Genomic DNA, 13,741 nt, shown 5'->3' on the forward strand with positions numbered 1-13,741 from the left:
CGGCTGCCCGCGTCCGAAATCGGGTGCGGGCAGCCGGGAATGGGCGAGCGGGTCGAGGTATCAGTTGTGCGCGAGGGTGGGGACCGGCGGCTCTTGCTCGGCGGGGTGTGCTGGGCCAGTCGGGTTGGGGCGCAGGGTGATCGCCAGGACGGCGGCGCCGGCGAGGGCGATCAGCATCGTCCATATCGCGCCGATGTGCATGGCGTGGATGAAGGCCTGATCGGCGGCGTCGGCCAGGTCGTGGCGCTGCACGGCGTGCGCGACGTGGCGTGCTTGTTCCGCCGAGACCAGTAGCTGGTCCCGCAACGGATCCGGAACATCGACCACCGAGGGTTCCATCGCGCGCCGGTAACCGATCGACATGATGGTGCCGCCGATCGCGATGCCGAGCACGCTGCCGGTTTGGCGGACGGTGTTGGTCACGGCCGATCCGGCACCGGCCCGCGCGGGCGGCAAGGTGTCCATCAGGGCGGCGGTGACCGTGCCCATCACCACGCCGATGGCGAGACCCTGGATCAGCACCACGATTTCGAGCCAGATCAGCGGGGTGTGCAGTTCGAACAGCGCGGCCGTGCCCATGGCCAGTGCGGCGATCGCCAAGGCGGTCGCGGTGACCGCGCGCAGCGACCAGCGCCGGGCGAGCCGGACACCCAGCGGACCACCGATGATCGTGCCGATCGCAACGGGTGAGGTCGCCAACCCCGCCTGCAACGGCGAGAAGCCGCGTGCGCCTTGCAGATAGAACGCGCTGTAGAAACCGGCGGCCGTCATCGCGAAGAGCAGCAACCCGATGGCGACGTTGCCGCCGCCGAAGACCCGCGCCGCGAGCAGCCGGGGATCGAAACTCGGCTGGGCGAGCCGCAATTCGACCAGCACGAAGAGGCCGAGCAGCACCGCGCCCGCGGCGATCGGCGCCCAGACATCGACGGGGGTCCAGGTGGCGAGCTGCCCCGCGCGGATCAAACCATAAGCGAGCGCGGACAATCCGGTGATCGACAGCAGCAACCCGGCCGGATCGAGCGGCCGTCGCACCGGGCTGCGGTGGTCGGGCACGACCAGCGCGATGCCCACCAACCCGAGCACGACGGCGGGCACGTTGATGAGAAACACCGAGCCCCACCAGAAGTGGTCGAGCAGCACCCCGGCGATCAGCGGTCCCGCCGCGATGCCGACACCGGCGGAGGCCGAGGAGATGCCGATTGCCGTCGCCCGCGCCGGTCCGGAGAAGGTCAGGGTCAGGATGGCCATGGTGGCGGGCATGATCAGCGCGCTGCCCAGACCCATGACGGCGCGCGCGGCGATCAGCTCACCGGCGGTGCCCGCGTAGGCGGCCCAGAGGGACGAGCCCGCGAAGATGGTCAGCCCGGACGCGAGCACCGTGCGGTGCCCGAAGCGGTCACCGAGTGCGCCCGCGGTGAACATCAGCGCGGCGAAGACCAAAGTGTATGCGCCGGTTGCCCATTGGAGCTCGGCGGGCGAGGCGCCCAACCCGCGGACCGGGTCGGTGAGCGTCTCGAAGGTGATGCTGAGGATGGTGTTGTCCATCCAGATCAGGAACGACGACAACAAGAGAACGGACAGGATCATCCGCTGCCGGGATTTCGGCGGCGTCACAAGCGTGTTCATGGGAGCCTTCGGTACGATTGGTAGGAACCTGACGATTACTCTGCCCAATCGTCAGGAACCTGTCAATCTCGGAGGAGGACTCGGTCGTGGGTTTGCCCCCCAACGAGGTCGGATCGCTGACCTTCATGGTCCGCACGGTGTGGCTGCACATGCGTGCCGCGATCGGCGAGGAACTCAAGGAATTCGGCCTGTCCACCTCGCAATACGCCACGCTGATGATGGCCGACGCGCACCCGGGGATGTCGGTCGCCGACATCGCGAGGGAGGTGGCGAGCACCCGTCAGGCCGCCAACGAAATGCTCGGCGGCCTCGAACAGCAGGGCCTGATCGAACGCAAGCCGAACCCCGCGGATCGGCGCACCCATCGCATCCACGTCACCGCGGACGGTCGAGAACGCTTGGCGCAGGCGCGAACAGCGGTCGCCCGCCGGGAAACGGAGCTGGAGGCCGACCGCACGCCCGAACAGCGCGCGGCGATCCGCGAGTGGCTCGGCGGCATGGGGCAGGCCTGTCGCTGAATCAGCGCGGGCGCGATCGAAATCGGCGCGGCCGCCGTCGACTCAGGGCAGCGCGGTCAGCTGGACGGTGGATCCCGGCTCGACGTTGGCGCTGATGCCGGGCACCTGTCCGATCACCACCGAGCCGTCGGTGGGCGTGAGCTGCTTGACCTCGACCTGCAACCCGAGGCTCTCCAGTTTGGATCTGGCGTTGCCGACGCTCGACCCGATCAGGTTCGGCATCTTGAGTGCGTTGGAGACGAAAAGCGTGACGCCGCTACCGGATTGCACGGTGGTCCCGGCGACCGGGTCGGTGCCGATCACCTTGTCCGCCTCGACGGCCTTGTCGAACTTGGTCTGCCGGTCGCGGACCTTGATGCCCGCGCTGGTCAGCAGCTGCACCGCCTCGTCGGCGGTCTTGCCGCGCACGTCGGGCACCTTGATCGGTTTGGCTCCGTTGCTGCGATACACCTTGACCTGGGCGCCGGTCGGCAGCACGGTGCCGGGACCGGGCTCGACCCTGGCGAGGGTGCCCTTCGGTGCGGGGTTGCCCTCCTCGCCGGAGTCCACCGGTTGCAGCCCCGCGTCGCGGATCAACTGGTTGACCTTCGAGATGTCGTCGCCCGGGTTGAGGTCGGGTACCTTCGGCTTGCCACTGGAGACCAGCACCGCGACCGTCGAGCCCTTGGTGATCCGCGAACCCGCCGACGGGTCGCTGCCGACCACGCCGCCGACCGGGATCGTGTCGGAGGCCTTCTGCCGCAACTCGGTCTCGAAGCCCGCGTCACGCAGTGTCGCGACCGCGCGATCGGTGTCGAGCCCCGCGATCGCGGGCACCGGGGAGAACCGCCCGAACCCGAGCCACCAGCCGCCGACACCGACGACCAGGGTGAGCGTCGCCACCACGGCGATCCAGATCCATGCCGTGCGCCGCGACCTGCTGGGGTCGGGCGCGTAGGGCTGATACGCCGCCGACGCGTGCTGCTGGCGCGCCGGCGGCTCGTCGTAGCCGTCGGGACCGTAGTCCGGGCGCGGTCGCGGCGCGGTGACCACCCGGGTGTGCTGCACCGTCGGCGGCGTGTACGCCGGTGCGGGAGTCGCCGCGGCCTGCTGGGTCGGTGGGGTGAGCGCCTTGTAGCTGGCGCTCAGATGCTCGGCCGACTCCTGCGGCGCGGGCACCCGGTAGGGCGGCAGGCTCAGTTTCGCGCCGATCTGGCGCAGCGCCGCGGCCATCTCGTTCGCGTCGGCGAACCGGTGCGCGGGTTCGCGCGCGGTGGCCTTCGCGACCAGCTCGTCGAATTCCGGCGGCACACCGGAGATGAACCGGCTCGGGCTCGGCACGTCGTTCTCGATGCGCTGATAGGCGATCGAGATCGAGGTGTCGCCGGTGAACGGGACGCGCCCGGTCAGCAGTTCGAAGATCAGCACGCCGAAGGAGTAGACGTCGCTGCGTGCGTCGGCGGTGCCGCTGGTCACCTGTTCGGGGGACAGGTAGGCGGCCGTGCCGAGGATCACGCTGGCCGAGGTGGTGTTGGCCGCCGCTACCGCGCGCACCAGGCCGAAGTCGGCGATCTTGACCTCGCCCGCGTCGGAGATCAGCACGTTCTCCGGTTTCACATCGCGGTGCACCAGGCCCGCGGTGTGGGCGACGCCGATCGCGGCGAGTACCGGCTCGGCCACCGCGCGCACCGCGTGCGGCGGCATCGGGCCGCGCTCGCGCAGCAGCTCGCGCAGGGTGCCGCCCTCCACCAGCTCCATGATCAGGAACGGATACTCACCGTCCACGCCCTGGTCGTAGACCGCGACCAGGGACGGGTGCTTGAGCTTGGCGACCGCGCGGGCCTCGAACTCGAATCGGGTGAGGAACTGCGGGTCACCGGCGAACTTCGGGTCCATCACCTTGATGGCGACGGGCCGATCCAGCCGGGTGTCGACCCCCCGGAAGACCATCGACATGCCACCGCGGGCGATCGGCGCATCGATGCGATAGCGCCCTTCCAGCATTTGGCCGATCAATTGATGTCCTCCGGCTTTCACAAAGTTCTCACCCCTCGCGGTTGCTCCCACAAGCGATCGGCCGCCCCGTGCGGCCCTCACGATGGTATCGGCGAATCGCGCCCGGGTGTCTCACGACGTGCGGTAGCCGACGGTCTACCGTTATCCCCGTGAGAAAGCGCAGTGAACGAACCAACGGCGCGGCCGCGATTGCGCTCGTGGCGGAGTCGAATGCCGGCGAGGCGCGGTTATGAGCACATTTCCTTGCAGCGATGACGTACTTCCGGAGTCGGTGGAGCTGGTGTCGCTGCCCGAGGTGGCCGACCGGCTCGGGCTCGTGGTGACCCGCGTCCATCAGATGCTGCGTGACCACCAATTGCTCGCCATCCGCCGCGACGGCGTCGCCGGTGTGCCCGAGCGGTTCTTCGACAAGGAGGGCGCGGTGGTCAAGCCCCTGCCGGGCCTGATCACGGTCATGCGGGACGCCAAGTACACCGACGAGGAGATCCTGCAGTGGATCTTCACCGACGACGACAGCCTGCCGGGCAAGCCGATCGACGCGCTGCACGGCCCGCTCGCCCGTGAGGTGGTCCGCCGGGCCGCCGCCGATCCGTTCTGACCCGGCATCCGCCCGGCGCGACGGTAACTAGCGTCCGCCCAGCGCGAGGGTGAACTGCGTCGCCGCGACGCGCAGCCTGCGGTGGCGCGGGACGACCGCGCGCTGGGTGAACACGGCGTAGCCGGACTCCTCGATGCGGTCCAGGATGCCCGCGTACAGCAGGGCGGCGGTGCGGATGGCGGGGCGCACGCGCGGTTGCAGCAGGTCGATCCCCGGGTCCGCGCGCCGGTAGATGTCCCGGTTCACCGCGATGAGATGGGCGAGCGCGCGCCGCACCCTGGCGTCGGTGTGCCCGGCGCGCCCGCAGTGCACGAGCAGCTCGTGGTCGACGCCGAACGTGGCGAGTTCGTCGGCGGGCAGATACACCCGGCCGCGATCGAGATCCTCGGCGACGTCGCGCAGAAAATTGGTGAGCTGGAACGCTTCGCCGAGGGCCGCGGCCGCGGGTTCGGCCTCGGCGATCGGGCCGACGGTGCCGAGCACCGGCAGCACCTGGAGTCCGATGGCGGCCGCCGAGCCGCGCATGTATTCGCGCAGTTCGGTCATGGTGGCGTAGCGGTCGCGGAACCGCGCTGTACCGGGCACATCCATCCGCATGGCGTCGAGGAACGTCCAGAAGTGCTGCGCCGCTATGCCGTAGCGCTCGACGGTGTCGGCCAGTGCGAGAAGTGCCAGGCTCTGGGTCTCGGAGGTGTTGCGCGCCAGTATCTCTGGTGCGCTGCCCGTGCCGTCGAGCAGCGCGCGCAGCTGCTCTTCGATCAGGTCGAGCTGCTCGGCCGGTGTCGGCGTGGCGCCGCCCCCGGCCGGAAACCGCCGCGTCGCACCGGTGTCCACGTGGTCGACGATGTCGTCGACGACCCTGGCGAAGGCGTACAGCGCGTGCACCGCCGGTCGGTGTTCGGCGCTGAGCAACCGGGTCGCCAGGAAGTAGGTGCGCCCGTGCACGGCCGCGATCCGGCGGCACGCGCGATAGGCGGGCGCGAGTTCGGCGGTCCTGCGATACCCGGCGTCGCCGACCGCGTCCAGCGTCGCACCCGTCATGTCCGAGCGGGCGTGGCAGGTTCGGGGACCGGCGTCGCGGCGCGCAGCCGCAGCGGGTCGACCTTGCGCAGCGACATCGCCGCCACCACCGCGGCGAACGTCGCGGCGGCGACGTGCCAGAAGTCGTAGAGCCCGATCGAGCCGTCGGGTTGGAACACCAGCATCAACCAGGTGCACAAGCCCACGAGCACCATCAATGTCGTGGTGGACAGCGCGAACCCGGCGGCCAGCGCCAGCGGCCACGAGTAGTACCAGGGCAGCGCGGCGGGGGAGAGGATGACGATCGCCACGAACGCGATCAGGATGCCGAACACCGCCTCGCGCTCGCTGTGCCGGAAGCGCCACCAGGTCCAGGCGAGCAGCGCGACGAGCGCGAGCATGCACAGCAGCCGGGTCACGTTGAGCACCTTGCCACCGTCGAGCGTGGTCACCCAGCCGACCATGTGCATCATGATGGTCGGCAGCGAGAGCCAGTTGATGATCTTCTTCGACCCGGACAGCGCGGTCAGCCAGCCGATGCCGACGCCCGCGATCGCCGAGGCCGCCACGAACACGGCCGCGAACACGCTCAGCCCGAGCCCGGCGATCTTGGCGAACATCAGCGCCGGGTGCGGCATGTCCTCGGTCGGTTCGGCGGCGTCGTGCGGTCGTTCGCTCTCCGGTAGCTGATCCGGCTCGCGGCCGGCCCGCTGCGCGGCCCGCTTCTCGCGTTCGTGCAGCATCCAGATCCACACCAGGAACGGCAGCGCGACACCGGCGGTCGCCTTGATCGCCACGCCGATCGCCAGCACCACGATGCCCGCGACGTGGTGGCGCTCGAGCACCAGCGCGATGGCCGCGCACATCAGCCCGACCATCAGCATCTCGTTGTGCACGCCGCCGAACAGGTGGATCAGCACCAGCGGGTTGAGCACGGCGAGCCACAGCGCGACCGTCGGCTTACCGCCCAGGTGCTTGGTCAGATAGGGCACCGCCCACATCATCAGCGCGAGTCCGGGCAGCATCACCAGGCGCATCGCGATGGTGCCCGCGACGACGTTGTCGCCGGTGATGCTGGTGATGCCGCGACCGAGCAGCAGGAATATCGGCCCGTAGGGGGCGGTGGTGTTCTTCCAGACGGGACTCACGTTGTCGAGCAGCACGCCGGGGTTCTTCACCGGGCCGTCGACATACGGGTCGAAACCGTCACGCAGCAGGGCGCCCTGTGCCAGGTAGGAGTAGACGTCCTGGCTGAACATGGGCACCGCGAAAAGCAGGGGGGTGATCCAGATTCCGACGATCGCGCGCAGCTCGTTCAACGTCACGGTGCTCGCCAGCCCGGCACGCGCCGGTTGCCGTTTCCCCGGCCCCTGCTCGGGTCTGTCGCCCGTGCCGATCGTGGCGCGGCCCAGCCGGACCCACGCGGTGATCATCAGCAGCACGCCGATCCAGATCACGATCGTGCAGAGCGCGTAGCCGTGGCCGTAGCGTAGCCAGGACAGGTGTAGCGCCTCGAGCAACGGGTCGCGCTTGCGAGTGCTGCCCGCGCCGAACCCGCCGAGGGTGATCATGAACGCGCCGTAGAACCCGAGCAACGCCGCGTGACCCTCGGGCGTACGCAGGAAGATGGCGCTGGTCCGCATCCAGGACCGCACACCCGACGGCTCGGTGTCGGCCGATTCGCGCTGCGCTGCGGTTTTCGGTGCGTGGCCGGTGCTATCTGTCAATGTGGCCTCTGCGGCGCGCGTTTCGGGGGATGCCATCTGGTGTCGGTCCCCCCGAATGGTCAGCGGTCGCAACCGCGAGTGAATAGGTCGGCGCCTAGTTTACGGCGTCGCATGCCGACCCTATCTGGCTGGTCCTCGGGGTTTCCTTTCGAGCAGGCGCTTATTCACCTGTTATGCGGGTTGCCGCCAGTTTTCCGGAAAGCAGCGTGGTCGGCACTCCGACACCCGGCGTGGTGCCACAACCGGCGATAACCACGTTGTCGCCGGCGCTCGGAAAGTTGCGCGGGCGGAATGGGCCGGTCTGGCGGAACAGGTGCGCCGCCGAGAAGGGGGTTCCGGCGAGCATCCCCTGCGCGGCCCAGGTCTGCGGGGTGTCCAGATGATCGACCGTGAAGTGCTCGGCGATCCCGTGGTAACCGCGTGCCTGCAGTACCCCGAGCAGCTCGCGCAGGTACGCGGGGCCCACGCGCGGCCAGTCCAGCGCCGCCGAGTCCAGATTCGGGCACGGGGCGAGCACCGAGAGGGGTTCGTACTCGCCGTCGGCGCGGGTGATGTGCAGCCCGGGGTCGGTGAGCGCGGGGCGGGTCAGCAGCAGCGAAGGATCGCTCATCAGCCGCCCGGTGCCGCGCCGCCCGGTGATCTCGGCGAAGGTCTGCCGCCACGCCTGCCCGAATTCGATGATGTGGTGGGCCTGCACGGGCCAGGTCCGCGCGATCGCCCCGGGCACCGTGCCGTGCGCGACCACGGCCGACGGCGCCGCGCGCAGGCCGCGGCGGCGACGCACGCCGAACCGGTCGATGGCACCGAGATCGGCGGTGAGCACGAGCGCGTCGCAGTCGAAGCCGCGCCCGTCGGCGGTGCGGACTCGGGTGGCGCGCCGCCGGGCGTACTCCACCCCGGTGACCTCGGTGCTCAGCTCGAGGGTGCCGCCCGCCGCGGTGAAGGCCTCGGCCATGGCCGAGGCGATGGCGCGCATGCCGCCCTCGGGGAAGTAGACGCCGAGCGAGGTGTCCATGTGCGGAATCGCGCCGTAGACCGACAGCGCCGCGGTAGGGGGCAGGCCCGCGTACAGCGCCTGGAAGGTGAACAACCGGGCCAGTCGCGGGTCACGCAGGAAGCGTCCGACCCGCGGTCCGAGCCTGCCGAAGCCGCCGAGACGCACCAAAGTCGCCAGCGCACGGCGCTTTTCGGGAATCCGCAGCAGATCCAGCGGCGAATCGAAGTTGGTGTCCATGAATTCGGCGTACTCGGCGTCGTAGATCCTGGCCAGCCAGTCCCGCAGGCGCCGGTAGCGACGGGCCTCGGCGGGACCGCACACCGCGGCCACCTCCGCGGCCATGGCGTCGGCATCGGCGAACACCCGCAGCTCGGTGCCGTCGGCGAATCTGGCGTGGTAGCTCGGCGCCAGCTGATGGATGCGCAGCGCGGGCTTGCTGTTCTCCGGCGTGCGCCCGACCGCGGCGAGTGCGTCGGTGACCAGCTCGGGCAGCGTCAAAATGGTGGCGCCGGAGTCGATCTCGTAATCCGGGCCCACGTAGCGGCCGACCCGGCCGCCGGGATGATCGGCCCGTTCGAGCAGGGTGACCTGTCGTCCCGCGCCGGTCAGGTAGAGCGCCGCCGAGAGCCCGGACAGGCCGGCCCCGACGACGACCACGCGATCCGTCGGTCCGGCAACGGTTTTCAGGTCCTGCATAGCGATCTCCTCGGTGCCTGGCATCGGGCGGTGCCGACCAGGTTTACCTGATCGGCCGGTGCCGCAGCCACTTTCAGGCCGTGCGCTTGGTCGCCGCCAAGGCCATGGCGCGCAGTTGCTGCTTCGCGTCCTGTGTCGCGCTGCTCGCCGCGATGGCCGCCAGGCCCGCGTCGGTGAGCTCGGCGATCCGGCGTTCCACCTCGTCGGCGGCGCCGAGTTCGGTGAGCACCGTGCGCAGGTGGGCCACCTCGTCCGCGTCCAGATCGGTGCCGACGCTGGTGCGCAGCAGTTTCGCGGCGGCCGGGTCGGACTCGTCCGCGCGGCGCAGTGCCTCCGCGAGCAGCACGGTGTGTTTGCCTTCGCGCAGGTCGTCGCCGGAGGGCTTGCCGGTGATCGCCGGGTCGCCGAACACCCCGAGCAGGTCGTCGCGCAGCTGGAACGCGATGCCGATATCGGTGCCGAAGGTGCGGTAGGCCGCGACCAGGTCCGCGTCGGCATCGGCGATGGCCGCGCCGAGGTGCAGCGGGCGCTCGACGGTGTAGGCGGCGGTCTTGTACCGGTTGATCCGCAGCGCGGCCTCGACCGACTCGTCCCCGCCCGCCTCGCCGTTGATGTCGAGCAGCTGGCCGCCGAGCACCTCGGTGCGCATGCCCGCCCACACCGGCGCGAACCGGGCGATCGCCGTCGGGGCGAGGCCGGAGGAGTGCACCATGTCGTCGGCCCAGGCCAGCGCGAGGTCGCCGACCAGGATGGCCACGCTGGTGCCGAAGTGAGCGGAATCACCCGCCCAGCCGCGGTCGCGATGGCGCTGCTCGAAGTCGACGTGCACGGTGGGGAAGCGGCGACGGGTGCGCGAGGAGTCGATGATGTCGTCGTGGATGAGCGCGCACGCCTGCACCAGCTCGAGCGCCGAGCACGCGGTGAGCACAGCGGCGGCGTCCGGGCCCGCGGCGTCGCCGCCCGCGCCGAGCCAGCCGGTCCAGGCGAAGGCGGGCCTGGTGCGTTTGCCGCCGCGCAGCACGAACAGCTCCAGCGCGTCCGCGGCCTCGACGAATACCGGGCCGAGCTCGTCGACGGTGCCGCGCCGGGAGGCGAAGAAGCTGGTCAGCGCGTCTTCCACGGCGGCGACGAAGGCCGGTGTGCCCGGTATCGGCGCGATGAGCTCGGCCGCCGAGGTGCGATGAGGCGTCTGGGTACCGGTTCCGGCGGACAGCGTGGCCTCCAAGGTTGTGCGGGTGGTGGACGCGGGATGGCTGGGGGACGCGTCCCGGCGGGGCGGCGCGCGGTGTCCGGTTCCTCGAACGCGGCCGCGCCGGTGTCGCCGGGCGCTCGCGCACACCCTCTCCGCAGCGAGAATACGCGGCGATCAGCGGCCGAGCCGTCGGGGCTACCGCAGGTCGCCTCTACACTGGATCAGTGACTTTCGACAATGTGCGGGGCGGCTCGACCCCTGGCGGTCCGCCCCGGACGCCGCCGAACGTCTCGGCGACACCCTCGGTGATCCAGAGTTTGCGGACACATTCCGGTACCTCGGTACCGTTTTCCGTCGAGTTCAACCCGCCGCGTGACGCGCCCGCCGAGGCGCGGCTGTGGCGCGCGGTGCGACAGTTCGAGCGAATGCATCCGGCGTTCGTCTCGATGACCTACGGCGCGGGCGGGTCCACCCGCGACCGCACCGTGCGGGTCACCGGCGCGCTGGCCCAGGAGACCACGCTGCTGCCGGTGGCGCACCTGACCGCGGTCGAGCACAGCGTGGCCGAGTTGCGTTCGCTGGTCGGTTCCTACGCCGATTCCGGTATCCGCAACATCCTGGTGCTGCGCGGCGATCCGCCGGGTGACCCGCTCGGCGCCTGGCAGCGGCATCCGGAAGGCGTCGAGTACGCCGAGGAGCTGGTGCGGATCGTGCGCGATCTCGGTGACTTCCACGTCGGTGTCGCCTCGTTCCCGCAGGGCCACCACCGCTCGCCCGATCTCGACTCCGATACCGCCTACCTGGCCGCGAAACTGCGTGCGGGCGCGGAGTATTCGATCACACAGATGTTCTTCGACGTCGAGCACTACCTGCGGCTGCGCGACCGGGTGCTGAAGGTCGACCCGGTCGAGGGCGCGAAACCGATCATCCCCGAGCTGATGCCGATCACCTCGTTGCGCACGGTGGCCAGGGCCGAGGAGCTCTGCGGTCGCGCGCTGCCGCCCGCGGTGCTGCGGCGGCTGCACAAGGCAGCGGGTGCGGATCCCGACGGCAATCCCGCGGCGGTGCGCGAGGCGGGCATCGAGATCGCCACCGAGATGGCCCAGCGGCTCATCGACGAGGGCGCGCCCTGCCTGCACTTCATCACGCTGAATTTCGCCAAGGCGACCACCGAGGTGCTCACCAACCTCGGCTACGGCGTCACCGCCGCACCGATCAGCGCCTGATCGCGGCTCACCAGCCGGTATCACCGCTGAGCGGAACGTTCACATAGCTCGGCGCCGACGGATCAAGTCGCAGGTGTTGCGGTTTGAGCCCGGTACCGTCGAGCATCGGCCGGATCGGCAGCCCCTTCGGATAGTTGCCCGCGAAGACGTCGAGTCGAAGCCGGTGTCCCGGTTGGAGTATCGCGTCGGTGGGGGCGAGGCCGAGGTCGAGCGCGATGGTCCGACCCGGTACCACATCCTGCCTGGCGGCCAGCGACAGAACCGGGAACGGGTCGGTGTAGGCCCCATCAGCCGAGCGCCTGCTCCTGCCTTCGTCGACGGCCCGCATCGACGTCAGCAGCTGTCCTGAGGTCAGCGTGACCGAACGGCCGTCGGGCGCGACATCGTTCAGCGTCGCGGTCCAGTAACCGTCGGTGCCGTCGTGCACGGTCTCGAGATGGACAGCGATCGGCCCGGACAGTGTGGTCGGCGCGGCCACCGGAGGACTGGTGAAGGTGAGTCCCGAGACCTCCTGGACTCTGGCGTCTTTGCTGCAGCCGGTGAAGACGAGAATGCCCGCGGTGCCCTGGGTTCCGTCGGTCGAGCACGCGCTCGCCAGTCCGGGCGCGACGGTCAAGCGGACGCTGTCCGTGCTCACCGCGGTCGTCAGCGAGCCGTCGTGCGCGCTGAGCGCCGAGGTCCCGCTCGGTATCGCGGACAGATACACCCGCCGGTGTTCTGCCTCCGGCCGAGGGAACCGGTCGGCGGTGGTCCACCCGCCGCCCTGCTGCCACATCGTCACCGGGCCCCACCGGTCGATCCCGTTGTCGATGCCCTTGAGCCACCTGTCGAACCAGGCGCGCTGCAACACATCGATGCGCGGCGGTTCGCCCGGCCTGCCGCGCATGTCGAAGCCGGTGTTCACGTGGTAGCCGTTGCCCATCACCAACTGTTTCTGCCCGGGCGGCAGCGCGATGTCCTGGTAGATCCGTGGCTCGCCGTTGACGAAGTTGTCGTGCCAGCCGCCGATCACCATGGTGGGTACCTTGATTCGCTCGGGGTGGCCGAGCCAGGCCTGCCGGATCGGGCTGTTCGGATCGAGCACGCTCGCCAGTTGTGGCGGCACGGTGTCGAAGGAGTCGGTGGTCAGCGTCTGCAACCCGATGTCGAGGAACGACAGCGGATCGGCGAGTCGGTCGGCCAGCCAGCGGGCGTCGAATCTGCCCTGTAGCAACGACATCAGATCCGGCATGAGTTTGGCCGCGTTGACGATCAGCAGATACGGGACCAGGATGCCGATGGCGGCCCCGCCCGGCGCGATCATGTCGCGGACCAGATCGTTGCCCGGCACCACCGGAACGATGGCTTTCAGTGCTGGCGGCTGCTTCTCGGCGGCCTGCACCTGGTTGATGCCAGAGTAGGACACGCCGTTCATCCCGATGTTGCCGTCCGACCAGGGCTGGGCCGCCGCCCAGGCGATCACCTCCGGTGTATCCGCCTGGTCTTTCGGTCCCCATGGCTCCCACATCCCCTGCGAGAACCCGGTGCCGCGCACGTCCACCACCACCTGGGTGTAGCCGCTGCGAATCAGGTTGGGGTCCACCGAGAAAACCCGGCCGAACCCGCCGCCCGCGACCCGGGTGGCGTCGGTGAGTCCTTCCAGTGGAGTCCCCGGCAACTCGAACTCGCGCAGCAAGCCGACCACCGCGTCCGACAGCACCGGCACCGACAGCGCGGTCTGCAGGATCATCGATCCGAGCTTGGTGTACGGCGTCATGTTCACGATCGTCGGGAACGGAGTATCGATCGGACCGTGCGCGTCGGCGGGCCGATATACGTTCGCCTTCAGCACGGTTCCGTCACTCATCGTGATGGGCACGTCCCAGTCGATGTGAATAGACGGAAACCGTTGCGGCCCATCGTGCAGCGCGGTCCACGCCGCGTCTCCCTCCGGTGCGGCGGCGCCGGGCGGGGCGACGACCGACTGCGAAATAGTAAGAAGCGAAACCACTCCGACGAGCCATCGGGCCCAGCGGCGGTGCAGAGCAACTGTCATCGATACCCTTCCTCCGGCCGACGGCGGAAATATACATGCACGTCTGTATGTTTGGGGAAGGGTTTCCGGAAGGATCTCGTTTTCCTGTCCGGCGCACCGATCGGCACCGGA

The 13,741-nt window shown here is 69.8% G+C and carries 10 protein-coding genes; 3 read left to right on the top strand and 7 right to left on the bottom strand.

The features are described 5' to 3' along the window. Window positions 1-60 precede the first annotated feature (60 nt). Entirely contained in the window at window positions 61-1,626 is a 1,566-nt protein-coding gene (locus F5X71_RS11255) for an MFS transporter (RefSeq protein ID WP_203218283.1), read from the bottom strand. Between the two features lie 86 nt (window positions 1,627-1,712). Between F5X71_RS11255 and F5X71_RS11260 the strand changes: the two genes are divergently transcribed. Then, the gene (locus tag F5X71_RS11260) at window positions 1,713-2,144 is read left to right on the top strand and encodes a MarR family winged helix-turn-helix transcriptional regulator (RefSeq protein WP_203218284.1); all 432 of its coding nucleotides are present in this window, start codon (window positions 1,713-1,715) and stop codon (window positions 2,142-2,144) included. A gap of 42 nt (window positions 2,145-2,186) precedes the next feature. Here the strand turns inward: F5X71_RS11260 and pknB are convergent, their stop codons facing one another. After that, entirely contained in the window at window positions 2,187-4,127 is a 1,941-nt protein-coding gene (pknB, locus tag F5X71_RS11265) for a Stk1 family PASTA domain-containing Ser/Thr kinase (protein WP_167466381.1), read from the bottom strand. A gap of 241 nt (window positions 4,128-4,368) precedes the next feature. On the opposite strand from pknB, the gene F5X71_RS11270 reads away from it, so the two are divergent. Further along, window positions 4,369-4,737, top strand: a complete 369-nt coding sequence (locus F5X71_RS11270; protein WP_167461896.1) for an Rv2175c family DNA-binding protein — start codon at window positions 4,369-4,371, stop codon at window positions 4,735-4,737. 27 nt (window positions 4,738-4,764) lie between these two features. On the opposite strand, the gene F5X71_RS11275 is transcribed toward F5X71_RS11270, so the two are convergent. From F5X71_RS11275 to F5X71_RS11290, 4 genes are all read right to left on the bottom strand, one after another. Continuing rightward, window positions 4,765-5,778, bottom strand: coding sequence for a phytoene/squalene synthase family protein (locus F5X71_RS11275; RefSeq protein ID WP_167461897.1), 1,014 nt, complete (start codon window positions 5,776-5,778; stop codon window positions 4,765-4,767). Further along, window positions 5,775-7,520 (bottom strand): alpha-(1->6)-mannopyranosyltransferase A, encoded by a 1,746-nt coding sequence (locus tag F5X71_RS11280; RefSeq protein WP_428981465.1) that lies wholly within the window; start codon window positions 7,518-7,520, stop codon window positions 5,775-5,777. Before F5X71_RS11280 ends, F5X71_RS11275 begins: the two co-directional genes overlap by 4 nt. Before the next feature lie 124 nt (window positions 7,521-7,644). After that, the gene (gene crtI, locus F5X71_RS11285) at window positions 7,645-9,177 is read right to left on the bottom strand and encodes a phytoene desaturase family protein (protein ID WP_167461898.1); all 1,533 of its coding nucleotides are present in this window, start codon (window positions 9,175-9,177) and stop codon (window positions 7,645-7,647) included. 73 nt (window positions 9,178-9,250) lie between these two features. Next, the gene (locus F5X71_RS11290) at window positions 9,251-10,402 is read right to left on the bottom strand and encodes a polyprenyl synthetase family protein (RefSeq protein ID WP_167461899.1); all 1,152 of its coding nucleotides are present in this window, start codon (window positions 10,400-10,402) and stop codon (window positions 9,251-9,253) included. A gap of 191 nt (window positions 10,403-10,593) precedes the next feature. Between F5X71_RS11290 and F5X71_RS11295 the strand changes: the two genes are divergently transcribed. Next, window positions 10,594-11,595, top strand: a complete 1,002-nt coding sequence (locus F5X71_RS11295) for a methylenetetrahydrofolate reductase (protein WP_428981466.1) — start codon at window positions 10,594-10,596, stop codon at window positions 11,593-11,595. 7 nt (window positions 11,596-11,602) lie between these two features. Here the strand turns inward: F5X71_RS11295 and F5X71_RS11300 are convergent, their stop codons facing one another. After that, window positions 11,603-13,630 (bottom strand): CocE/NonD family hydrolase, encoded by a 2,028-nt coding sequence (locus tag F5X71_RS11300; RefSeq protein ID WP_238815837.1) that lies wholly within the window; start codon window positions 13,628-13,630, stop codon window positions 11,603-11,605. Between the last annotated feature and the right edge of the window lie 111 nt (window positions 13,631-13,741).

The organism is Nocardia brasiliensis, from assembly GCF_011801125.1.
Lineage (GTDB): Bacteria > Actinomycetota > Actinomycetes > Mycobacteriales > Mycobacteriaceae > Nocardia > Nocardia brasiliensis_C.